Origin of the sequence: Streptomyces sp. NPDC057638 (genome assembly GCF_042800315.1) — a bacterium.
GTDB lineage: Bacteria > Actinomycetota > Actinomycetes > Streptomycetales > Streptomycetaceae > Streptomyces.
On record NZ_JBHVHF010000063.1, the window covers coordinates 1 to 22730 of the forward strand.

Annotated in this window: 16 protein-coding genes; 13 read left to right on the top strand and 3 right to left on the bottom strand. The window is 72.9% G+C overall.

Features of this window, described 5'->3' with window-relative positions; translation table 11 throughout:
• Positions 1–63: 63 nt before the first annotated feature.
• Positions 64–1656, bottom strand: coding sequence for an MFS transporter (locus ACFVIM_RS12065; protein WP_384300582.1), 1593 nt, complete (start codon positions 1654–1656; stop codon positions 64–66).
• Positions 1657–1912: 256 nt separating this feature from the next.
• Positions 1913–2536: a winged helix-turn-helix domain-containing protein gene (locus tag ACFVIM_RS12070; protein WP_384300583.1), complete on the bottom strand. Its 624-nt coding sequence runs from the start codon at positions 2534–2536 to the stop codon at positions 1913–1915.
• 138 nt (positions 2537–2674) lie between these two features.
• Between ACFVIM_RS12070 and def the strand changes: the two genes are divergently transcribed.
• Positions 2675–3334: a peptide deformylase gene (gene def, locus ACFVIM_RS12075; RefSeq protein ID WP_384300584.1), complete on the top strand. Its 660-nt coding sequence runs from the start codon at positions 2675–2677 to the stop codon at positions 3332–3334.
• A gap of 277 nt (positions 3335–3611) precedes the next feature.
• On the opposite strand, the gene ACFVIM_RS12080 is transcribed toward def, so the two are convergent.
• The gene (locus tag ACFVIM_RS12080; RefSeq protein ID WP_384300585.1) at positions 3612–4502 is read right to left on the bottom strand and encodes a diiron oxygenase; all 891 of its coding nucleotides are present in this window, start codon (positions 4500–4502) and stop codon (positions 3612–3614) included.
• Between the two features lie 658 nt (positions 4503–5160).
• Here ACFVIM_RS12080 and ACFVIM_RS12085 point away from each other — a divergent pair.
• The 12 genes from ACFVIM_RS12085 (at position 5161) to ACFVIM_RS12140 (ending at position 22718) form a co-directional block, all read left to right on the top strand.
• On the top strand, positions 5161–6489 hold the full coding sequence (locus tag ACFVIM_RS12085; protein WP_384300586.1) for a lysine N(6)-hydroxylase/L-ornithine N(5)-oxygenase family protein: 1329 nt from the start codon (positions 5161–5163) through the stop codon (positions 6487–6489).
• A 4-nt stretch (positions 6490–6493) separates the two neighbouring features.
• Complete coding sequence (gene mce / locus ACFVIM_RS12090) at positions 6494–6916, top strand: methylmalonyl-CoA epimerase (protein ID WP_384300587.1); 423 nt, start codon at positions 6494–6496, stop codon at positions 6914–6916.
• A gap of 151 nt (positions 6917–7067) precedes the next feature.
• Positions 7068–7724, top strand: a complete 657-nt coding sequence (locus ACFVIM_RS12095; protein WP_384300588.1) for an FMN-binding negative transcriptional regulator — start codon at positions 7068–7070, stop codon at positions 7722–7724.
• Positions 7725–7958: 234 nt separating this feature from the next.
• On the top strand, positions 7959–9755 hold the full coding sequence (locus ACFVIM_RS12100; protein WP_384300589.1) for an acyl-CoA dehydrogenase family protein: 1797 nt from the start codon (positions 7959–7961) through the stop codon (positions 9753–9755).
• A complete protein-coding gene (locus ACFVIM_RS12105; protein WP_384300590.1) occupies positions 9752–11107 on the top strand; it encodes a condensation domain-containing protein in 1356 nt (451 codons plus the stop codon). The genes ACFVIM_RS12100 and ACFVIM_RS12105 overlap by 4 nt, the downstream gene beginning before the upstream one ends.
• Positions 11104–11352, top strand: coding sequence for a phosphopantetheine-binding protein (locus ACFVIM_RS12110; protein ID WP_384300591.1), 249 nt, complete (start codon positions 11104–11106; stop codon positions 11350–11352). The genes ACFVIM_RS12105 and ACFVIM_RS12110 overlap by 4 nt, the downstream gene beginning before the upstream one ends.
• Positions 11349–13001: an AMP-binding protein gene (locus ACFVIM_RS12115; RefSeq protein ID WP_384300592.1), complete on the top strand. Its 1653-nt coding sequence runs from the start codon at positions 11349–11351 to the stop codon at positions 12999–13001. The genes ACFVIM_RS12110 and ACFVIM_RS12115 overlap by 4 nt, the downstream gene beginning before the upstream one ends.
• The gene (locus ACFVIM_RS12120; protein ID WP_384300593.1) at positions 12998–14968 is read left to right on the top strand and encodes a condensation domain-containing protein; all 1971 of its coding nucleotides are present in this window, start codon (positions 12998–13000) and stop codon (positions 14966–14968) included. Before ACFVIM_RS12115 ends, ACFVIM_RS12120 begins: the two co-directional genes overlap by 4 nt.
• Before the next feature lie 19 nt (positions 14969–14987).
• Entirely contained in the window at positions 14988–16319 is a 1332-nt protein-coding gene (gene ccrA, locus ACFVIM_RS12125; protein ID WP_384300594.1) for a crotonyl-CoA carboxylase/reductase, read from the top strand.
• Between the two features lie 284 nt (positions 16320–16603).
• Complete coding sequence (locus tag ACFVIM_RS12130; RefSeq protein WP_384300595.1) at positions 16604–18619, top strand: amino acid adenylation domain-containing protein; 2016 nt, start codon at positions 16604–16606, stop codon at positions 18617–18619.
• Entirely contained in the window at positions 18616–21765 is a 3150-nt protein-coding gene (locus ACFVIM_RS12135) for a type I polyketide synthase (protein ID WP_384300596.1), read from the top strand. The genes ACFVIM_RS12130 and ACFVIM_RS12135 overlap by 4 nt, the downstream gene beginning before the upstream one ends.
• A 158-nt stretch (positions 21766–21923) precedes the next feature.
• Positions 21924–22718, top strand: a complete 795-nt coding sequence (locus ACFVIM_RS12140; protein WP_384300597.1) for a thioesterase II family protein — start codon at positions 21924–21926, stop codon at positions 22716–22718.
• Positions 22719–22730: the final 12 nt, after the last annotated feature.

The following is a 22730-nucleotide window of genomic DNA, read 5'->3' on the forward strand; positions in this document are numbered from 1 at the left end:
GGCCCGCACTCCTGGTGGTGTGCGGGCCGGGTCCGGGCCTGTCGGCCGTGTCGGCCGTGTCGATCAGAGGACGCCGACGTCGGACCTCGGCTCGTCCGCCGAGGTCTCGGCGGCCGGCCTGGCCCGGGGGGAGATCAGCAGCGCGGCCACCGCGGCCACGAGGGCCATCGCCGCCGCCACCGTCCAGGCCCAGCTCAGTCCCGCGGCGAACGCCTCCGCCGTGGCGCTCGCCAGCGCCTCCACGGAGAACCCCGGAACGGCCTCGGAACGGCCCGAGGCGAGCGCGTCGACGGCGGTACGGGCGAGCGCGTCGCCGACGCCGTCCCCGGTCAGCCGGTCCAGCAGGTCGCCACGGAAGACGGACGCCTGGATGGCGCCGAGCACGGCGATGCCGACGACCGTGCCGAACTGCATCATCGTCTGCACCGTGCCCGAGGCGCTGCCGACCCGCTCGGGCGGCACCGCGCTCAGGGCGGCGTGGTTGTTCGGCGGCAGGGCCATGCCCAGTCCGCAGCCGATGAGCAGCAGCATCCAGGCGATCATCGGGAACGGGGTGTCAGGGCCGACGAACGACATCGAGAACAGGCCGACCATGCCGATGAGCACGCCCAGCACCGTGGCCGGTCGCGCCCCGTACTTCCCCGCGAGCCGCCCGCCGACGGGCGCGGTCAGAGCCATGGCGACGGCCGCCGGGAGGAAGCCGAACCCGGCCTTCAGCGCCGAGTAGCCCAGCACCTGCTGGAGGTGGAGGGAGAGCAGATAGAAGGCGGTGGAGAGGGAGAATCCGAGCGCGAAGGCGATGACGCTGGCGGAGGTGAAGCCCCGGGAGCGGAACAGGCCCAGGGGCAGCATCGCGTGTTCCTTGCCGCGCTCGACCAGGAGGAAGGCGATCAGGGACACCCCGGCGAGCACGAATCCGCCGACGATGAGCGGCGAGCCCCAGCCCTCGACGGCGCCCTCGATGATGGCGAAGGCGAGCGCGAAGGACCAGACGATGCCGAGGACGACTCCCGGCACATCGAGCCTGGCCGTCAGCCGTCGCGCGACCTTCGGGATCGAGGAGGCGGCGAAGAGGAACGCCACGATGCCCAGCGGCAGGTTGATGGCGAAGATGGCCCGCCAGCTGACGAGATCCACCAGCACGCCGCCCAGGACGGGGCCGAGGGCGATGGCGACACCCGACAGCGCGCTCCACAGCCCCAGCATCTTCGCCCGCTCCTTGGCGCCCGGGTAGAGCGTGGCGATCAGCGCCATGCTGCTGGGGACCAGCATCGCCGCACCCGCGCCCTGCACGGCCCGGCCCGCGATCAGGGTCCCGGTGTCGGGAGCGATGGCGCAGACCACCGAGCCCACCGTGAACAAGGTGAGGCTGCTCAGCAGGCCCACTCGGTGGCCGAGCCGGTCGGAGATCAGTCCACCGGTGAGGAGGAGACCGGCGAAGCAGAGCGTGTAGGCGTCGACGGTCCACTGCAGTCCCGAGAGCGAGGAGTGCAGATCGTCACGGATGGCGGGGAGCGCGACCATGCTGATCGACAGGTCGAGCATGGCGAGGAAAGCGGCTCCGAAGAGTGCCAGGGCCGCTGTGAGGGGTGGGCGGCGTTTCGCGGTATCGGCGGTATCAGCGGAATCAGCGGAATCGGAGTCGGTCGCAGACATGCCTTCTCTTTCGGAGGGGGTGAGGGGGGTGTGACGACGGAGTTCGGTGGGGGTGTTCGGTGCGGGAGGGCGCGGTGGGCCGTCGTACCGGGGCGGGGTCGCGGCGGACGGAGGGGGAGCGCGCGGCCCGTCGAAGTGACCGCCAAGGCTTTGCAAAGTGAGATCGGTCGACGGTGCTCACCGCCGGCCACGATCGCTGTCGAGCGGCGACCGTGGCCGACGGGAGTCCGGGGCCGAACCGGGTTCCGGGGAGGCGTCAGCTGTCGTGCCGCTCCGGCGTGCCTCGCTCCGTCGGCGGCAGGACCGGGAAGAGCCGGCTGATGATCGCGACGGGTGCCGCCCCGGGGGGACGGTGCTCCGGCAGCCACTCCCGGTGCTGGTAGGCGCGCAGCAGGGCGCGGATCTGCGCGGAGACCTCCTCCAGTTCCTCCGGCGAGAGATAGAGGATCGAGCTGAAGGCCTCGTCCCGGTCCCGCCAGGCGGCCGGCGCCTGGGCCCGGAGATCGAGCCAGCGCTGGTAACTCTCGTCCTCCAGGCCCCGGTTGAGGGAGGCGAAGGGATCGGGGCGGCGCGGGGGCGACGCCGGTCGCGGTACGGGACCCGGCGCTCCGGCCGCCTCCGTCAGCCGGCGCCCGGCCTCGGTGAGACGCCAGGGGCGCGCCCGGCCCTCATGGGGGATCTCCTCGATGGCGCCCGAGTGCGCGAGACGGCGCAGATGGAAGGAGCACAGTCCGGAACTCCGGCCGAGCTGCCGGGATGCCTCGTTGGCCGTCAGCGTCCCGGTGTCGCGCAGCAGCAGGAGAAGGGCCGTGCGTATCGGGTGCTCCACGGGCTCCTGTCGCTCCCCGTGGCCGACACCGCCCTGCGATTCCTCGGTCATCTTGTCATCGTGTGGCTTTGCAAATATGGTGTCAAGTCGTTGGCGGGATACGCCACTTGTGGGCTGACCCCCCTCCCCCCCTCGTGACGTCCGACACCCGTGACGTTCTTGAAGCTCGTGAAAGGGGCCTCAACTCCCATGTCAGAAAACCGTGCTCGTGCCTCCGTCGACCAGCGGGTCCGAGTCCAGGGCGAGCCCGTCGACTCCTATCCGGAGCTGTCGCCCGGGGCCCTGGATGGTCAGGTGCGCCGGATCACGGTCGTGGGCGAGGAGATCCTGCACAAGCCGTGCGCCGATGTCGTGGAGTTCGGGACGGCGGAACTCTCGGCGCTTATCGACGACATGTTCCTCACCATGAACGTCGCCGACGGAGCGGGCCTGGCCGCCAACCAGGTGGATGTGAACCTGCGGCTGTTCGTCTACGACTGCTACGACGAGGACGGTGTGCGCCACGTGGGCCACATCTGCAATCCGGTGGTGGAGGAGCCCTCGGGTGACGACCGCCGTCTCATCGAGCAGGCCGAGGGCTGCCTCTCCGTCCCGGGCGCGGGCCACGAACTGGCGCGGGGGGCCCGTACGGTGGTCCATGGCGTGGACAAGAATGGCGATCCCCTGGTCATCGAGGGAACCGGCTACTTCGCGCGCTGCCTCCAGCACGAGACCGACCACCTCAACGGGATCCTCTATCTCGACCGGCTCTCCAGCCGACAGCGCCGCACGGTCCTCAAGGAGATGGAGGACCAGCGCGAGCGCGTGTTCGCCCAGCGTGAGGCCAAGGCCGCCGCGCTGGGGAAGTGATCGGCCGCCGCGTCAGCGTGAGCGATCGGCGCCGCCCGCCGATCGGCTCGGCGGTGCGGTGCAGACGTCGTGGGCCCGTGGCTTGGACAGCGCGGGCCCACCGCCGTTGCGGCTGTGGGAAGCGAGGGAGTACGGGCACGGGCACCTTGGTCGGCCCGGCGAGTCCGGGACACGCGGTGCCGGGGGCGTGCGAGTCCGGGGGCGCGGTGCCGTAGCGCGTGATGCCGGGCATGCGGTGCCGGGGCGTGCGGCACGGCCCATGAGCGGCCGGAGGGCGTCAGACCGCCCGGACCTCCGTGGCGGCGAGGTCGGTGTCGAACCCCTCGCGCTCGAAGGCTTCCCTGATCTCCGGATCGTCCATGATGCCCAGTGCGGCGAAGTGGCGGACGGTCTGCTGCGCCGACGACCGGGTGTACTGCCGTACGGTGTCGCCGCCGAAGACCTCGGCCAGGACCTGCTCCGATTCGTCCCGGCTCAGCCCGTACCCCCGGAGTTCCGCCCGGATCGACGGAGTGTCGGGGGCGAGGAAGATATGGATGAGCTGCGGCACCCGCAGGGCCGCCCAGCGGCGGGTGCGCTCGTCGAGCTGGCCCCAGAGATGGCGCAGGAAGATCGCGAAGTAGGTGTGGTGGCGGCCCTCGTCGGTCGCGTGGTCGCGAATGGTGTCCCGTACGGCGGGGAGGAGGTCGTCCTCCCGGGGTATCGCGGAGAGATTTCCTGAGATCAGCGTCTCGGAGACGATGACGAAGAGCAGGTCGAGCAGTGGTCGCAGCGGCGCGTCCACGGACTCGCGCAGCGTGGCCAGCCGGTGCAGGAAGTAGGGCTCCTCCGGCAGTTGGGGTTCGATCCCGGTGCGGGCGACGATCTGCTGGAGCAGGTCCACGGACATCAGCGTGTGGTACGCCTCATCGCAGTAGATCTTGAGGGCGTCGAGCCGCATCTCCTCGGGAAGATCCAGATCGACGGAGCCGTGCGCGATGCCCAGGGCGGCACGGTTCACCACGAGGTATTCGAGCTTGGCGGTGAAGTCCAGATACCGGTAGAGGTGCTGGACGAGTACCTGCTCGTAGAGGTCCGGCCGCAGGCCGCCCACGAGCGGGTGTCGCGCGATGGGCACCAGTGTGGCCGGGAAGAACGATGTGACGCTGCTGTCGTCACCGTCGACCATGCGGCGCGGCGCTCTTCGTACGCCGGCCCGTTCGTACCATGAACGGAATGGGCTCCGATACGGTTCGGCAGTCAATTCCCCGGCCGTTGGCGACGGCATTTCGGAGCGAAGCCGCTTGGGGCAGAAGGTGACTGCTTGGCAGCCCAGGAACAGGCCCACGGTTCCGCACATTTTATCCCCCGGACTCTGCGGTGAATGGAAGGTGTCGGGTCGAGCTTTCGCTTGAAAGGGCAGAGCTGGATCGATCCCGTTGGGCATGCGTGATCCGCTGACCCATGCAGGCTGCACCGGACTGTAACCCCCCGGTGAGCGACTTTCCAAGCGTCGGCTTGAACTCGCCCAGTCGCCACCCTTGGGTAAGGGATTCGGCCAGTCGAAGGCATGGCTGAACCTGCAGGCTTGTACCCGTCGGTAGAAACGTGATGTGACGCTCAGTTACGCGAACGTCTATGCCTCATCGCTCCAGTGGCCTCCTATGGCACAGAAATCGCTCGCAAGGAAGAGGTCCAGACCTCTTACGTACTGTGACCATCGCATATGACGTGGGCATGGCTGGAAATGATTGCGACACCGAGATTGGCGTGTGGGTATAGTCGGCCTCAAGCGCCGGTCAAGTGTCTGATTTATTGAGCCGATTTACCTGACGGGGGGAATCGGAATGGCAGCATTGCTGCGTTCTGAAGAGTCAGTAGTTGATGTTGTGGGCATCGGTCTGGGGCCGTCTAATCTGGCGCTTGCCATCGCCATCGAAGAGTTCAATCAGAAGACCTCCCCAGAGCAGGTGTTGACCGCCGCCTTCTTTGAGAAACAGCCGTCATTCGGCTGGCATCGCGGGATGCTCATTGAGGGTGCCACGATGCAGGTATCCTTCCTCAAGGACCTGGTGACGATGCGGAACGCGGTGAGCCCCTATGGGTTCCTCGCTTATCTCCAGGACAAAGACCGACTCGCGGATTTCATCAACGCCAGGTCGTTCTTTCCGCTGCGGATCGAGTTCCACGACTATCTGGAGTGGGTCGCCGAGCGTTTCCGGCATGTGGTCGACTACGGCTGCGAAGTGGTCGAGGTGCGACCCGTGGTCCGGGACGGCGCCACCGAGCTCCTCGATGTCGTGGTGCGGCAGGGCGCCCAGACCTTCGTCCAGCGCACCCGGAACATCGTCATCGCGATCGGTCTCGAACCGTCGACGCCGGAGGTGCTGCCGCCGTCCGAGCGGGTCTGGCACAGCTCCAGCCTGCTGATGGAGGCGGAACGATTCGCTGAACCGTCACCGCGCAGCTTCGTCGTGGTCGGCGCCGGGCAGAGCGGGGCGGAGGCCGTGGAGTACCTGCACCGCGAGTTCCCCTCCGCCGATGTGCACGCCGTGTTCTCCCGCTACGGCTACAGCGTCTCCGACGACAGCGCGTTCACCAACCGGATCTTCGACCCCCAGGCCGTGGACCACCACTTCGACGCCTCCGACGACGTCAAGCGGGCCCTCTACGGGTACCACGCCAACACCAACTACGGCGTGGTCGACATCGACCTCATCGAGGACCTCTACCGTCGGCTGTACCTGGAGAACGTGACCGGCCGCCGTCGGCTGCACATCCGGAACACCTCCCGGATCACCGCGGCCGAGGCCGGCCCGGACGGTGTGCGGGTGGACGTCGAGTTCCTGCCGACCCGGGAGACGACCACCCTGCACGCGGACGCGGTGGTCTGCGCCACCGGCTACCGTCCCGCCGATCCGGTGCGGCTGCTCGGGGAGCTGGCCTCCTCCTGCAAGCAGGACGAACACGGGCGCCTCCAGGTCATGCGGGACTACCGGGTCGCCGGGGAGGAGAGCCTGCGCTGCGGTGTCTACCTCCAGGGCGGCACCGAGCACTCGCACGGCCTGTCCTCCAGCCTCCTGTCCAACGTCGCCGTACGGTCCGGGGAGATCGTCGACTCCCTCGTCCGCGGCCGCGCCGGGTCCGCGGCGCCCGCCCGTCCCCCGGTGGTCTGACGCCATGGCCTTCACCCGGATCGACCACATCGGCATCGTCTGCCATGACCTGGACGCCACCGTCGCGTTCTACACCGACACCTTCGGCTTCGAGCTGATCCACACCGAGGACATCGAGAGCCAGGGTGTCCGCGAGGCGATCCTGCGGGTCAACGGCACCGACGACGGCGCCCTCTCCTGTCTGCAACTGCTGACACCGCTGCACGAGGACTCGGCCGTCTCCCGCTGGCTGGCCGAACGCGGCCCGGGCGTCCACCACATCGCCTTCGGCACCGATGACGTCGACGCCGCGGCCGGGGAACTGGGCCGTGCCGGGATACGGGTCCTCTTCGACCCGCCCGGGACCGGATCCCGTGGGTCACGGGTGACGTTCCTGCACCCCAAGGACTGTCACGGCGTGCTGACCGAACTGGTCACCCTTCCCTGAGACCAGCCGAGCCCAGCCCGGACCAGCCCGATCCATCCGGCAGGCCCGAGCCGTTCGCTCCGCACCGGGCCCGGCGCGCTCCCACGGCGGCGCGCCCCGCCGGGCTGCCCTGTCCAGCTCTCTCCGCACCGTCCGGACACAGGAGAACAGCATGTTTGTCCCCGATGTCTACCAGGTGGCCGACCACACCTGGCCGCGCAGAATCATCCGTGGCTACCCGCTCGCCACCCTCGCGTCCAACGGTCCGCTGACCCCGCTGGCCACGCATGTGCCGGTGATCCTCCCCGAGGAGGAGCGGAAGGACACCGGCTCGCTCGTCGGCGTGGAACTCATCGGCCATATGAACCGGTCCAACCCGCACTGGGCCTCCCTGGTGGACGGCGCGCCCGCGCGGCTGCTCTTCCACGGCCCCTACGGGTATGTCACCCCCGCCGTCTACGAGACCAACCCGGCCTCTCCCACCTGGGACTTCACCTCCGTACACGTCAACGGACGGATCCGGCTGGTCGATGACACCGAGGAGACGCTGGGGATCGTGGCCCAGACCGCCCGCACGCTGGAGGAGACCTTCGGCGACAAGTGGGACGTCGAGTCGTCGCTGGAGTACTTCCGCACCATCGTCCATGGAGTCGGTGCCTTCTACCTCCAGGTCGAGCGGGTCGACTCGATGTTCAAACTCAGCCAGGAGAAGTCGCCCGCGATCCAGGAGCGGGTCATCCAGCGCTTCGAGGAGAGCGACGAGGGCTGCCATCGCTCGCTCGCCACGATGATGCGCGGATTCGGCCTCGGCGCCGCCCCGGAGGCGTAGGACCTCGCGCGGGGCCCGGTCAGGGCCCCGGGCCGGGATCGCGCCGGGTCCCGCCGGGCTCGCGTCGCGTCTCGCGGGGAGCGTGTTCCCCGGCCCCACCCCTCAGCCGTGTGCCCCACGGTACGGAGGCGCCCCCAGCCCCCGCTCCTGACCAGCCTGATCCAGCCGGAAGCCCTCGAACGCCCCACCCGCCCGCCCACCGGTACCACGTACGACCGCACGGAGGTCCAACGCATGAGCGCGCCAGCCCGGAATCCCATGAGCGTCCCGGGGGTGCCGAGTCTCTACGAGGAGCTCCTCACCGGCCGGATCGACTGGACGCTCATCGCCTCCGTGCTGCGGCGCCCCGCCGGCGACGAGGAGCCGGCCCGCCAGGCGGCCGAGCGGCTCTCACGGCTGCTCGACGGCTACGGGGACCCCGAGGAGATCGACGGCTCCGCCGAACTGCCCGCCGGTCTGCTGGACAAGCTGCGCGCCGACGGGCTGCTGCATCTCGCCGTGGCCGCGGAGTACGGGGGACTCGGGCTTGACGCCCGGGGCGTCCTGCGGGTCATCGAGACCGCGGCCCGCTGGTCCCCGGCCCTCGGCATGACGCTCGCCTTCCACAACGGGCTCGGCGCGCCCCAGTACCTGCCGCTGCTCGCCGACGGCCCGTTGCGGGAGTTCCTCGCCGACCAGCTGTCGCGCGGCGCGCTCACCGGCGCCGCCGACGCCGAGCCCGCCGGGGCCGCCAACTGGGGACGGGCGGCCACCGCCGTGCCCACCGACGACGGAACCGCGTATCTGCTCAGCGGAACGAAGCTCTACACCGGCAACGGCGACCTCGCGGACCTCCTCACCGTCACCGCCACGGTCCAGGAGGACGGCGTCGGCCGCACCCGGCTCTTCTTCGTCGACACCCGGACCCCCGGACTGCGCCACGGCGCCCGCCACACCCTCATGGGGCTCAAGGGCGTCACCCTCACCACCCTCACCCTCGACGGCGTACGGGTGCCCGCCGAGCGGGTGCTCGCCGAGGAGGACCCGGAGCGCTGGCGCGCCGGACGGCAGCTCTTCCCCCTCGCGCAAGGGCGGCTGCATGTCACCGCCGCGCCCGCGCTGGCCCTGACCCGGCAGGCCCTGGAGTACGTACGGGAGTTCGTCCGCCGCCGTACCGTCGACGGCAGGCCGCTCGGCGAGCACGACGAGATCCGGCGCACCCTCGCCACCGCCCTCGCGGACCTCCACGCCATGGAGAGCGTCGTCGCGTACGGCACGCTGGTGGATCCGGGGGACCCGTCGGCCAACGCGATCTACGAACAGTTCGCCGCCAAGAGCATCGCCTCCGTACTGGCCTGGCGCACGATGGACGCGGCCATGACCGTGGTGGCGGGCGAGGGGTACGAGACGGCCGCCAGCAAGGCCGGGCGCGGGACCACGCCGTCGCCGCTGGAGCGGCTGTACCGGGACGCGCGCGGGCTGCGGATCGCCGGTGGCGCCGAGTCGCTGATGCGCAGCAGGCTGGCGGGTTTCGCCCTCACCTACTTCGTACCCGCGCCCGCGCCCGCCGACGGGCCCGCGCCGGATGGTCCCGTACCCGATGGTTCCGCGCCGGACGGGCACGACCCGAGCGGCACCGCGCCGGATCCCGCCGCCGGGCCGCCGCCCGCCGTCGAGCGGTATCTGTCGCCACGGAACCGGGACCACGCGCACGACGCCGCCCGCCAGGCCCACCGGCTGCACACGGCGCTCGGCCGGGTCGCCGCCCGCCACCCCGACCTGACCTCGGCGTTCGCCCACGAGCGCCTGCTCGCCACCCTCGGCACCGTCATCGAGGAACTCCTCACCGTCAGCCTCACCCTGGGCCGCACCGCGCACCAGAGCGAGACCGGTAGTGGCGACACCCAGGACCTGGCCGATATCCACTGTGCCGCCGCCCGGCACCGGCTGGCCGGACTCTGGGGCGAGATCGACGCCCTCCTCGACGGCCCCGGGCCCCGCCATGACGCCGTGAGCGAGAGCTGGCTGCGCGCGGGGGAGGACCGGTCGTGACGACGCCCCCGCCCCCCACCGGCGCGGCTGTGATCGCACCCCCCTCCTCCGGCCAGCGGCGCCTGTGGTTCAGCCGGAAACTCGCCCCCGACAGCCCCGCCTATGTCATCCAGCGCGCCCTGCGCGTCCACGGCGAGCTCGACCTCGGCGCGCTGCGCCGCTCGGTCGACGCCGTCGTCCGGCGCCATGACGCCCTGCGCACCACCTACCGGGAGACCGGGGCGGGGCTGGAACAGGTGGTCGGCGACGCGGTGCCCGAGGTGTTCACCGTCGTCCCGGCGACCGCCGTCGGCGGCACGGACGCCGACATCGACACCTGGATCGGCACGAGCCGTGCCCGCCCCTTCGACCTGGTCGGCGGCCCGGTGCTGCGGTTCGAGGCACTGCCCCTCGGCGACCGGGACCACCTGCTGCTGCTGACCGTCCACCACATCGCCTTCGACGGCTGGTCGATGCGCGTCTTCTGGCGCGAACTCGCCCTGGCGTACCAGGCGTACCGCGAGGGCACGGAGCCCGTACTCGACCCGGCGCCGAGCCATCTGGAGTTCACCCGGCGGCAGTCGGCCGCCCCCGGAGCCACCCCGGCCGCCCTCGCCCACTGGGAGAGCGCGCTGGCCAACGTCGCCCCGACGCTGGACCTCCCGCATGACATCCCGCCGGGGGAGCGGTCCACCGGCCGGGCACACGCCGCCGGTCTCACCCTGCCCCCGGAGACCGTCACCCGGCTGAGCGCCCTGATGCGGCACCACCGCAGCACCGCCTTCGTCACCCTGCTCGCCGCCTACGCCGCCCTGCTGTGCGTCTGCGCCGACACCGACGAGGCCGTGGTCGCCACCCCCGCGTCCGGACGCTCCGGTACGGACTCCGACGCGGACCTGATCGGCTTCCTCGTCGACGTCGTCCCGCTGCGCCTGCGCTGCTCCGGTACGGACACGCTGCACGACCTGCTGGCGCGGACCCGGGAGACCTGTCTGAGTGCCGCCGAGAACCCCGTGCCGTATGAGCGGGTGGTCGCGCTGAGCCGGGTGCCGCGCCGGCCGCACCGGATCCCGCTCGCCTCCGCGGGCTTCGACCTGCACCCCCCGGCACCGCTGCCCGCGCTGGCGGGAGCCGAGGTCACGGAGTGGCGCGTGCCGCCCGTGACGACCCGGTTCGAGGTGGAACTCCACCTCGAACACCGCCGGGGCGAGAGCCACGGCACCCTGCTCGTCTCGGCGGACCTGTTCGAGGCCGACGCGGCGGACGCGCTCGCCGAGATGTTCGTGGACCTGGTGACCGCCTGGTCGGCCGCCCCCGACACCCCCCTGAAGTCCCTGGACTGGAACGACGAAGCGGAGAACCCCTGCCCATGAGTGCGTCCACCGCACCCCACGACGACCTGCGCGGATTCCTCACCACCCTCTGGGAGGAGACGCTCGGCATGGAGGCCATCGGGCCCGACGAGAACTTCTTCGACCTCGGCGGTGACTCCATGGCGGCCACGTCCATCTCGGTCGGCATCCGCAAGCACACCGGTCGCGAGACGCCCATCCGGCTGATCTTCGACCACCCGACCGTGGCCGAGCTGGCCGTCGCCCTGGAGGGAGATGCCGCGTGAGCGCCGAACGACCCTCGGTGTGGGGCGGATCCATCGATCCGCTCTGCTTCCTCGACGCCCTCACCACGACGGCCACCGAACGGCCGGAGGCCGTCGCCGTCGAGGACGGCGACCGCAGCCTGACCTACGCGGCCCTGCTGGAGTGGGCGGGGAGCGTCGCCGACCTCCTCGGCCGCCAGGGCGTGCGCCCCGGTGAGCCGGTGGCCGTGACCGGACCGCGCGGCGCCGAGGTCATCGCCGCCCTGCTCGGGATCGCGATGGCCGGGGCCACCTATGTGCCGCTGGACCCCGAGTACCCGGCCAAGCGGCTGGAGCACATGGTCACCGACAGCGCGGCCAGGCTCCTGCTGTACTGCGGCGGCGAGCCCGGCTTCGACGCCGATGTGCCCCGGCTGCGCGTCCCGGAGCCGGGCGGGAGCGGTGATCCGGCACCGGGCGGGAGCGGTGACCCCGCGGGGGACCGGAGCGGCGGCGACCCGGCGCCGCGTCCCCTGCCGTGCCGCCCCGAACTGCCCGTCTACATCATCTACACCTCGGGTTCCACCGGCTGGCCCAAGGGCGTCACGGTCACCCACTCCTGCCTGGACGCCATGGCCGAGTGGCAGGCGGCGCACTCGCCCCGCCCCGACCTGCGGACGGCTCAGTTCGCGCCGCTCAACTTCGATGTCTCCTTCCAGGAGATCCTCGGCACCCTGCGCGGTGGCGGCACCGTCGTGGTCGTCCCCGAGCGGCTGCGCCGCACCCCCGACGAACTGCTCCAGTGGCTGGTGGACCACCGGGTCGAGCGGCTCTTCCTGCCGTACGTCGCCATGCAGATGCTCGCGGTCGTCGCCGCCGCCCGTGACGGTCTGGACGGGCTGCGGCTCACCGAGGTCAACGTCGCGGGCGAGCAGATGGTGTGCACCACGCAGATCCGCCGCTTCTTCGAACGGCTCCCCGGCTGCCGGCTGGTCAACCACTACGGACAGAGCGAGTCCGCCATGGTGACCTCCCACATCCTGACCGGGCCGCCCGCCGACTGGCCCGACCTGCCGCCGATCGGCGTCCCCCTGCCGGGCTGCGAGGTCCTGGTGGACCCCGAGTCCCCGGACGACCCGGCCGTCGGTGAGCTGCTCGTCGCCGGACGGCCCGTCTCACCCGGCTATCTGCACCGGCCCGAGCTGACCGAGCGGCGCTTCCGCCCCACCGACCCCACCCCGCGCGGACACACCCGGGTCTTCCACACCGGCGACCTCGTCCGGCTCGTCGACGGCGAGGTCTGGTTCCTCAACCGCATCGACGACGATGTGAAGATCCGCGGCATCCGCGTCAACCTGCTGGAGGTCGACGCCCAGTTGCTGGCCCAGCCCGGCATCGACGCCGCCGCCACCGTCGTCGTGGAGAGCGCCAGCGGCGTCCGGGGCCTGCGGGCCGCCGTGGTCACCGCCCCCGGCACGGGGCTGCCGGACACCGCCGCCGTCCTCGCGGCGCTGCGCGAGACCCTGCCCGCCGTCTCCGTACCGCTGAGCCTGACCGGGGTGTCCGCGCTGCCCCGTACGCCCAGCGGGAAGACGGACCGGGACGCGGTCGCGGCGCTGATCACCCAGGAGCTGCGCGAGCGCCGGACCACCCGTACCGCCGTTCCCGTGGAAGGGAGAACGAGCGGATGACCGCGTCAGCCGGTGCCCCGCCGTCCCCGGCCCAGCTCGCGCTGTGGAACGAGGAACAGGCGGCCGACGCCATCAGCAACAGCGGCTATCTCGCCGTCACCCTCACCGGCGAGGTCACCCCGTCCGAACTGCGCGCGGCGGCCCTGGGCGTGCTGCGGCGGCATGAGCCGCTGCGGTCCGTGCTGCGGCTCACCGAGGACGGCACGGTCCGCCAGTTCGTCCTGCCCGCCGCGGACGCCTTCGTCTTCGGGACCTTCGCCGCGCCCTGTCCCGAGGGCGCCGAGCGGCGGACCATCGAGGAGTGGGTGGCGGAGCACGAGCGTCCGCGCCGCTGGGACCTGGCGACCGAGGCCCCGATCCGGTTCGCCCTCCTCACCCATGACGGCGCGCGCCGCTCCCTCGTCCTCGCGGTGCACCACGCCGGGTTCGACGGGCGCAGCAAGTTCGTCGTCGCCCAGGACTTCACGGAGTACCTCAACCGGGCGCTGGCGGGTGTGCTGGCGGACATCGCGCCGCTGCCGTCGGCCGAGGCGCCCCCGGCGTCCGCCGAGATCACCGCCGAGGCGACGGCGAGCTGGGAGGCCGCCCTGCCCCGCCTGGGCGAGCCGCTCGCCCTCCCCGGCACCCTCACCCCCGTCGCCCGGCGCGTCGACTGCACCGCCCCGGCCGAACTGGGGCGCGAGCATGTCCTGCGCTTGCGTGAACTGGCCCGGCGGCATGGCACGACCACCTTCACCACCCTGGTCGCCGCCCTCGCGCTCCAGCTCTCCGCGTACGGCAACCGGCTCATCCCCCTCGCCGTCGCCGCGGATGTGAGCGACGAGCACAGCCGGGCCGTCGCGGGCGTCCAGATCAATGTCGTGCCCACCCTCCTCGACATGGCGCCCGAGCACACCGGCCATGAGCTGATCACGGCCGCCGCCGCGGCCGTGGACCGGCTCCGGCGGTTCCGCCGGGTGCCGTTCCAGGACCTCACCAAGGGGCTGACGGACCGCAGCGCCCGCCGGGTGATGACCCAGCTCGGTGTCTCCTTCCCCCGCGCCCCGCAAGGGCTCCGGCTCGATGTCCCGGGGCTGAAGGCGGAGTGGGAGTTCTTCAGCCGGAACACCTCCAGCACCTTCGAGCGGACCCTGCATCTGCGGGCCCAGTGGCCCGACTGCCGGGCCCGGCTCGACTACCGCACCGAGACCACCGGCCCCCGGGAGGGAGCGGCGTTCACCGACCACTTCCGGCGCGCCGTCGAGGCGCTGGCCGACCGGCCCGACGCCCGGCTCCGCGACTTCCGGCTCCCGGCGGCCCCGCCCGCGCGGGGTACGGCTGCGGGCGCGCCGGGTACGGTCCCGCCCGCGCCGGGTACGGCTCCGGGCGCGCTTCCCGGCCGGACGACCGGCGCGCGGCTGCTCGACGGCGACACCGTCGTCGGCTGGGTCACCCCGGCCGGTGACCCGGTCCTCCCGCCGCGCGTCACCCCGGCCCCCGGGGTGGAGCTGACGGTCCGCGACGCCGACGGTCGGCGGCTGGCCGCCGGGGTCCCCGGGATCCTCGTCCACGCACCGGCCGGACCGGCCGCCGCCGCCAGTACCACCCGTACCGCCAGTACCGACCGCACCGCCCGTACCGACGGCGCCGTCGGGATCGGCCGGATCACCGCGGACGGCGTGGTCGAGTACCTCGGCCCCCGTGGCCGCCGCTGGGTGCGCCATCTCGGCCTGATCGACGCGCCGCTGGTCGAACGGGTGCTGGGCGCGCATCCCGGAGTGCTGCGGGCGACCGTGGAGATGCTGTCGACCCCCCGGGGGCCGGTCGCCGTGGCCCGGGTCCACCCGGCGGCGCCGGACGGTGCCACCGGGGGGCTGACCACCGCCTCCGTACGCGAGTTCCTGCGCGAGCGCCTCGCCGGGCACGACGTCCCCGGCCGTATCGAGATCATCAGCGGCCCGGACGGCCGCGACACCACCCACCGCTGACCCGTACAGGAGGAACACCATGGACGCACTCGCCGCCGCGGTCGTCGCGGGAGCACCGGCGTCGGAGCTGGAGCGACTTCCGGTCCCGGACGCGTACACCGCGGCGCACATCCGCGCCGCCGACACCGATCTGTTCCGTGGCGTGGCCGACAAGGACGTCCGCAAGTCGATCCACGTGGGCAGCGTCCCGATGCCCGAACTCGCCCCGGACGAGGTCCTGGTGGCGGTCATGGCGAGCAGCATCAACTACAACACCGTGTGGTCGGCGACGTTCGAACCCGTACCGACGTTCGCGTTCCTCAAGCACTACGGCAAACAGGACCGCTGGGCGGCCCGGCACGACCTGCCGCACCACGTCCTCGGCTCGGACGCCTCCGGTGTCATCGTCCGTACCGGGTACGGCGTCCGCCGCTGGCATGTGGGCGACCAGGTCGTGGTGGGCACCGCCCATGTCGACTCCGAGGAACCGGCCACCCACCACGACGGCATGATGGGCTCGGAGCAGCGCGCCTGGGGGTTCGAGACCAACTTCGGCGGGCTGGCGCACTACACCGTCGTCCGCGCCGACCAACTGCTGCCGAAGGCGCCCCACCTGACCTGGGAGGAGGCGGCCGTCAACCCTCTGTGCGCCGGTACCGCGTACCGGATGCTGGTCAGTGACCGGGGCGCCCGCTTCAAGCAGGGCGACGTCGTTCTGATCTGGGGCGCCGCCGGTGGTCTCGGCGCGTACGCCTCGCAGTTCGTCCGCAACGGCGGGGGCATCGCGGTCGGCGTGGTCAGCTCCGAGGAGAAGGCCGCCCGGGCCCGCGCCCTCGGCTGCCATGTGGTGATCAACCGGGAGGAGATCGGGCTGACCGGCAGCGAACCCGCCGACCCCGCGGTGGCGGGCAAGAGGCTCGGCAAGCTCATCCGGCAGGCGGTCGGCGAGGATCCCCATATCGTCTTCGAGCATGTGGGACGGGCGACCTTCGGGGTCTCCGTGTTCGTCGTCCGGCGCGGCGGCACCGTCGTCACCTGCGGATCGAGCACCGGCTATCTGCACGAGTTCGACAACCGCTACCTGTGGATGCGGCTGAAGCGGATCATCGGCAGCCATGGCGCCAACCTCCAGGAGCAGTGGGAGACCAACCGTCTGATCACCCAGGGCGCCGTCCAGCCCGCGCTGTCCCAGAGCTTCCCGCTCGACGAGGTCGGTGAGGCGTCGCGCCTCGTCCAGACCAACGGCCACAACGGCAAGATCGCCGTCCGCTGTCTGGCCACCGACCCGGGCTCCGGGGTGAGCGACCCGGCCAGGCGCGCGGAGATCGGCGAGCGCCGGATCACCGCGCTGGCACACCTCGGCGCCGCCTGACGGGACGCGGCGGGCAGCTCCGCCCGGAGCCTGCCCGGTGCCCGCGTGGCGCTCGGCCGGGGAGGCGCTCCCGCACCGCGCCGCCGCCGGTACGGGGCGCCTCCGCCGCGCGGTCGCGCCGGGTACGGGAGGTTCCGGTCCGTACCGGAGGTTCCCGTCCACACGGGGAGGCGCCTGCCACCCGACCCGACTCGGCCCACCGGACGGGCGCCACCCCGCCCGGCCCGCATCTGGACCACAGCCCAGCACAGCCCAGCAGAACCCAGCAGATCGAGGAGTGCTCAGTGACTTCGGACCGCCGCACCCCGGCCGCCGACCGGAACCGGTCCGTACCGGTACTGGTCGCGGAACGGGCGGCCGCCCAGCCGGAGGCGCCCGCCGTCGTACAGGACACCCGGGTCCTCACCTACGGCGAGATGAACCGTGGCGCGAACCGGATCGCGCACCAGCTGTCCGCGCGGGGCGCCGGGCCCGAGACCCTGGTCGGCGTCTGCCTGCCCCGGGGCGCCGAACTGGTCACCGCGGCGCTCGGCGTGCTCAAGACCGGGGCGGCCTATCTGCCGCTCGACCCCGCCCATCCGCCCGCCCGGCTCCGTCAGACCTTGGATGCGGCGGGCGTCGGGACGGTGCTGACCTCCGCGGAGCTCGCCGGGGTGCTCGGCGGCGGCCGGACCGCCGCCGTGGTGGTGGCCGAGGCGCTCGGACGGCCGGGGCCCGATCACGACCCCGGCCGCGACCCCGGACCCGACACCCTGGCCTATGTCATCCACACGTCCGGATCGACCGGCGCCCCCAAGGGCGTGATGGTCGAGCACCGGTCGCTGGCCAATCTCGTCGCCTGGGACCGGGAGAGCGGCGGGCTGACGGCGGCGGACCGGTGTTCCCTCGTGGCGTCGCCCGGATTCGACGCCTCGGTCTGGGAGATGTGGCCACCGCTCGCCGCCGGGGCCGCTCTGCATGTCCCCGACGCGGCCACCCTGCTCGCCCCGGGGGCGCTCCGGGACTGGTTCCACGGCAGCGGTGTCACCGTGGCCTTCCTGCCCACCCCCCTCGCCGAGCGACTGCTGGAGCGGGAGTGGCCGGCGGACGGGACATCGCTGCGGCTGGTGCGGACCGGTGGTGACCGGCTGCATGCCCGGCCCGGCCCCGGCACACCGTATGCCCTGGTCAACAACTACGGCCCGACCGAGAACACGGTGGTGGCGACGGCGGGACCGGTCCGTCCGGGCGGTACGGGTGGTACGGGCGGCGGGCCGCCGTCGATCGGGACCCCGGCGGCGGGCACCCGGGCCCATGTCCTCGGCCCGGAGCTGCGGCCGGTCGCCCCCGGCGAGACCGGCGAGCTGTACCTCGGCGGACCCGGGGTGGCCCGCGGCTATCTCGGCCGACCCGGGCTGACCGCCGAACGGTTCGTCGCCGATCCCGGCGCCACGCGGCCGGGAGCCCGGCTCTACCGCACCGGCGATCTGGTCCGGCGGCGCGCCGACGGCGCCCTGGAGTTCCACGGCCGCGCCGACGACCAGGTGAAGATACGGGGGCACCGCATCGAACCAGGCGAGAGTGCCGCCGCCCTGGTCGCCCAGCCCGACGTGGTCACCGCGCATGTCGGTGTGTACGGCGCCGAGGGCACCCCCGGCCGTCGGCTCGTCGGCTACCTGGTGCTGCGCGACCGGACCGACGGCGCCGCCGTCGACCGGATCGCGCGGGCGGTGGCCCAGGCCCTGCCCGGCTATCTGGTGCCGCAGAGCTATGTCGTGCTCGACGAACTGCCGCTCACCAGCCGCGGCAAGGTGGACCGTGCCGCGCTGCCCGCCCCCGACCGACCGCGTCCCGCCGCGGGCGGGGAACCCCGTACGGAGCTGGAGAAGCTCGTCACGGTGGTGTGGCAGGAGGTGCTGAACCTGGAACGGGTCGGGGTGGACGACGGATTCTTCGACCTCGGCGGGCACTCGTTGCTGCTGGCCGACGCCCAGCGCCGCCTCAGCGGTGAACTCGGCCGCGACATCCCCCTCATGTCCCTGTTCGAACACGCCACGCCGAGGGCCCTGGCCGCCTTCCTGGAGCGCGGGGACGGCGCGGGCGCGCCGCCGCCGGAGGAGTCCGCCCCCGTGGCGGCCCGCCGCCGCGAGGGAGTGTCCCGGCTCCGCCGCGGCCGCGCCCGCAGGACCGGCCGGGACGGTTTCAGCCAGGCGGCGGGGGACTCGGCCGCGACCGGCGGGGACGGCATCACCCAGGCGGCGGGGGACTCCGTCACGAGCGGGCGGGATGGCATCACCCAGGCGGGAGAGGACTCCGTATGACCGACATAGCACCCACGGCACGATCCTTGGACGGCGAGCCGGAGGACACCCCGTACATCGCGGTCATCGGGATGGCCGGGCGCTTCCCCGGCGCCCCGGACGTCGACGCGTTCTGGGACCTGCTCTGCGCGGGGCGCGGCGCGATCACCGTGCTGGACGAGCCCGGTGACGGCGGGGACGGCGCCGTGCCCCGGCATACGGCGGCGTACGGGACGCTGGCCGACGCGGACCTCTTCGACGCGGAGTTCTTCGGCTTCCCGCCCCGCGAGGCGCTGGTCATGGACCCGCAGCAGCGGGTCTTCCTCGAAGTGGCGCAGCACGCGCTGGAGGACGCCGGGTACGACCCGCTGTCCCATCGCGGGGAGATCGGTCTCTTCGCGGGCGGCGGCACCACCCGCCACCGTGCCGCCGTCGAGGCGCGGCGCGACCAGCTCCCCTTCGTCGACGACTGGCAGATCCACCTCGGCACCGCACCCGACTTCCTCACCACCCGGGTCGCTCAGCGGCTGCGGCTGCGCGGGCCCGTGGTCACCGTCCAGAGCGCCTGTTCCACCTCGCTGGTCGCCGTGCACCTGGCCTGCCAGGCGCTGTTGGCGGGCGAGGCGGGCATGGCCCTCGCGGGGGGCGCCGCCGTCCATGTGGATCCGCCGCGCGGCTCGTACGTCGACGGCGGGATCGTCACCGCCGACGGTGTGGTGCGGGCCTTCGACGCCCGCGGCCGGGGCACGGTCGGCGGCAGTGCCGCCGCCCTGGTGGTGCTCAAGCCGCTGGCCGACGCCCTCGCGGACGGTGACACCGTCCGCGCGGTGATCCGGGGCACCGCCGTCCACAACGACGGCGGGGACTCCGTCGGCTTCACCGCGCCCAGTGTGGACGGACAGGCCCGTACCGTACGGTCCGCGCAGCTGGTCGCCGATGTCGACGCCCGCTCCATCACCTATGTCGAGGCGCACGGCACGGGCACCCCGCTCGGCGACCCCATCGAGGTCGCCGCGCTGACCCGCGCCTTCCGTGCCGACACCGACGACGTCGGCTTCTGCCGGATCGGCTCGGTGAAGACCAACATCGGCCACACCGACGCCGCCGCCGGTGTCACCAGCCTGATCAAGGCCGTGCTGGCCGTCGAGCACGGCGTTCTTCCGCCCAGCCTCAACTTCGAGGTGCCCAACCCGGAGATCGACTGGGCGACGAGCCCGTTCCGGGTGGTCACCGAGCGCACCCCGTGGGAGACCCCGGGCAGCCCCCGGCGGGCCGGAGTCAGCGCCTTCGGTGTGGGCGGCACCAACGCCCATGTCGTCCTGGAACAGGCACCGGAGCAGGCATCGGAGCAGGCGCCGGAGCAGGCGCCAGAACCGGTGGCGGAACCGGTGGCGGAACCGGTGGCGGCGCCCGCCGGACCCGCGCCCCGGCTGCTGGTCCTCTCCGCCAGGACACCGACCGCGCTGGACCGGGCCACCACCCGGCTCGCCGCCCGCCTCACCGACGAGCCCGGCACCCCGCTCGCCGATGTGGCCTGGACCCTCCAGACCGGGCGGGCCGCCCACCCGCTGCGGCGCTTCCTCGTCGCCCACGACACCGCCGACGCGGCGCGTGTGCTCACCGAGCGCACCCCGGGCCGGCTCATCGACGGCCCGTCCACCGCCACCGGCCCGGCCCCGGCCTTCCTCTTCCCCGGCCAGGGCAACCAGCACCTCGGCATGGGCGGGGAGCTGTACGCGCGCGAACCCGTCTTCCGCCGGGTCTTCGACGAGTGCTGCGAGCTGGCCGCGCCCGGTCTCGGGCTCGATCTGCGCGATGTCCTCTTCCCCGAGGAGCGCGGCGCCGACCGGGCCGCGGCCGAACGCGCGCTGGGCACCACCGCCGTCGGCCAGCCCGCGATCTTCGCGGTCGGCTACGCGCTCGCCGCGCTCTGGGAGTCCTGGGGGATACGGCCCCGGGCCGTCGTCGGACACAGCCTGGGCGCGTATGTCGCCGCCACCGTCGCGGACCTCTTCACCCTGCCCGACGCCCTCCATCTGGTGGTCGAACGCGGCCGACTGCTCCAGGCACTGCCCACCGGCACCATGCTCGCCCTCGAACTGCCCGAGTCCGAGGTGCTGTCGCTGCTGCCGCCCGGCCTGTCGGTCGCCGCGGTCAACGGACCACGCCGGTGTGTGGTCTCCGGCCGGGCCGAGCTGATCGACGCCTTCGCCGCCGAGCTGACCGCCCGGTCCATCGGCTCCCGGCTGCTGCGCGTCCCCATGGCCGCCCACTCCGAACTCGTCGAACCCATCATGGAGCGGTACGGGGAACTGGTGGCCCGGACGCCCTTCGGGAAGCTCACCGTGCCCTTCGTCTCCGATCTGACGGGCACCTGGGCCGATACGGACGAACTCACCGACCCCGCGTACTGGTCGGCCCATCTGCGCCGTACGGTCCGCTTCGGCGACGCCCTGGAGACCCTGGTCGCCGGGGCGGGCGGCCCGCTGCTGGAGGTCGGCCCGAGCCGGACGCTGAGCACCCTCGCCCGGCAGCACCCCGCCGTCGGGCCCGCGCACCCCGTGGCGCACTCCCTGCCGCACCCCGGGGACGACACCGGCGCGTACCCGACCCTGCTCCAGGCCGTGGGCCGGGTATGGGCCGCGGGCACCACCCCGGAGTGGGGGAGCGTGCACCACGGCCCGCGCCGCAGGGCCAGGCTGCCGGTCTACCCGTACGACCACCAGCGCTTCCGCGTCCCCGGTGGTGGGCCGGCGCCCACCACCGGGGCTGGGGCGCCGCACGGGACCGCCGCCCCGGCCCCCGCCGACACCCCGGCTCCCGCCGCCACCGTGCCGCACGGGACCGACACCCCGGCTCCCGCCGCCACCGCGCCGCACGGGACCGCCGCCCAGAACGGCACACCGCACGGGACCGCCCCGGACCGTGCGCACGACGATCCGCTGCACCGCATCGCCGATGCCTTCCGCGACGGACTCGGCCTGCCCTCGATCGACGCGCACGACAACTTCTTCGACCTCGGCGGCGACTCGCTGATCGCCGCCCGGCTCGCGGCCTGGGCCGGGCGGACGTTCGGCGTGGAGGTCACCCCGAAGGACCTCTTCCTGGCCCCGACCCCGGCCGCCCTCGCCCACATCGTGGCGGAACGACGCACCGCCGCCTCCTGAGACCCAAGGACCGTGATGTTCGAGCACGACCCCGGCCGCGGCCGGCCCGCCCTGCGCGACGGAGCGCGACGGAGCCCTTCCCCGTCGGCGCTGTGGGCGCCGCGCACCACCCCGTACGCGCGCGCCCCGCGCCCCCACGGTGTGAGGAGCGTCGGCCGATGACCAACCCAGCCGCCCCCCACGGCACCACCGGACGCTGGCTGATCCGCCGCGTCCCCCGCCCCGACGCGCCGCTGCGCCTCTACTGCTTTCCGCACAGCGGGGGATCACCGGGGGAGTACCTGCGCTGGTCGGAGTCGCTGGAGGAGATCGAGGTCTGGGGAGTGCAGGCCCCCGGGCGCGGCTCCCGGATCGCCGAGCGGCCGCTCACCACGCTCACGGAACTGGTCGACGGTCTGCTGGCCGCCACCGCGTTCGTCCCGCCGTTCGCGTTCTTCGGGCACAGCCTGGGCGCCCTCGCCGCGTACGAGACCACCCGCGCCCTGGCGGCACGGGGGCTGCCGGGCCCCGAGTTCCTGGTGGCCTCGGCGTGCCCCGCGCCCGACCGGCCCCGTAGCGGACCGTTCGTCCACGACCTGTCCGACAAGGACCTGTTCGACGTCATCCAGCGGCGGTACGGCGGACTGCCGCCGGAACTCGCCGCCGACCCGGCCCTGGTGGAACTCGTCATGCCCTACTACCGGGCCGACTTCGCGATGTTCGAGACCTACCGGCACCGGCCGGGACCCGAACCGGAGCTTCCGCTGTGGGTGGTCGGCGGCGACCAGGACATCCCCGGGGAACTGCTCGGCCACTGGCGGCCCCGGACCACCGGCCCGTTCGAGCTGCGCACGCTGCCCGGCGGCCACTTCTACCTCCGGGACGAGGAGGCGCGGGCGGGGCTGCTCCGGCTGATCACCGAGGCCGCCCGGAAGGCCCCCCGCCCGCCGTGGCCGACCCATCCCCAGCACTGACAAGGAGCCCCT

Coding starts and splice junctions, on each gene's coding strand:
- mce (WP_384300587.1), top strand. CDS start 6,494: ATGGCCTTCACCCGGATCGACCACATCGGCATCGTCTGCCATGACCTG.
- ACFVIM_RS12135 (WP_384300596.1), top strand. CDS start 18,616: ATGACCGACATAGCACCCACGGCACGATCCTTGGACGGCGAGCCGGAG.
- ACFVIM_RS12120 (WP_384300593.1), top strand. CDS start 12,998: ATGACCGCGTCAGCCGGTGCCCCGCCGTCCCCGGCCCAGCTCGCGCTG.
- ACFVIM_RS12065 (WP_384300582.1), bottom strand. CDS start 1,656: ATGTCTGCGACCGACTCCGATTCCGCTGATTCCGCTGATACCGCCGAT.
- ACFVIM_RS12070 (WP_384300583.1), bottom strand. CDS start 2,536: ATGACCGAGGAATCGCAGGGCGGTGTCGGCCACGGGGAGCGACAGGAG.
- ACFVIM_RS12140 (WP_384300597.1), top strand. CDS start 21,924: ATGACCAACCCAGCCGCCCCCCACGGCACCACCGGACGCTGGCTGATC.
- ACFVIM_RS12085 (WP_384300586.1), top strand. CDS start 5,161: ATGGCAGCATTGCTGCGTTCTGAAGAGTCAGTAGTTGATGTTGTGGGC.
- ACFVIM_RS12080 (WP_384300585.1), bottom strand. CDS start 4,502: ATGGTCGACGGTGACGACAGCAGCGTCACATCGTTCTTCCCGGCCACA.
- ACFVIM_RS12100 (WP_384300589.1), top strand. CDS start 7,959: ATGAGCGCGCCAGCCCGGAATCCCATGAGCGTCCCGGGGGTGCCGAGT.
- ACFVIM_RS12095 (WP_384300588.1), top strand. CDS start 7,068: ATGTTTGTCCCCGATGTCTACCAGGTGGCCGACCACACCTGGCCGCGC.
- ACFVIM_RS12110 (WP_384300591.1), top strand. CDS start 11,104: ATGAGTGCGTCCACCGCACCCCACGACGACCTGCGCGGATTCCTCACC.
- def (WP_384300584.1), top strand. CDS start 2,675: ATGTCAGAAAACCGTGCTCGTGCCTCCGTCGACCAGCGGGTCCGAGTC.
- ccrA (WP_384300594.1), top strand. CDS start 14,988: ATGGACGCACTCGCCGCCGCGGTCGTCGCGGGAGCACCGGCGTCGGAG.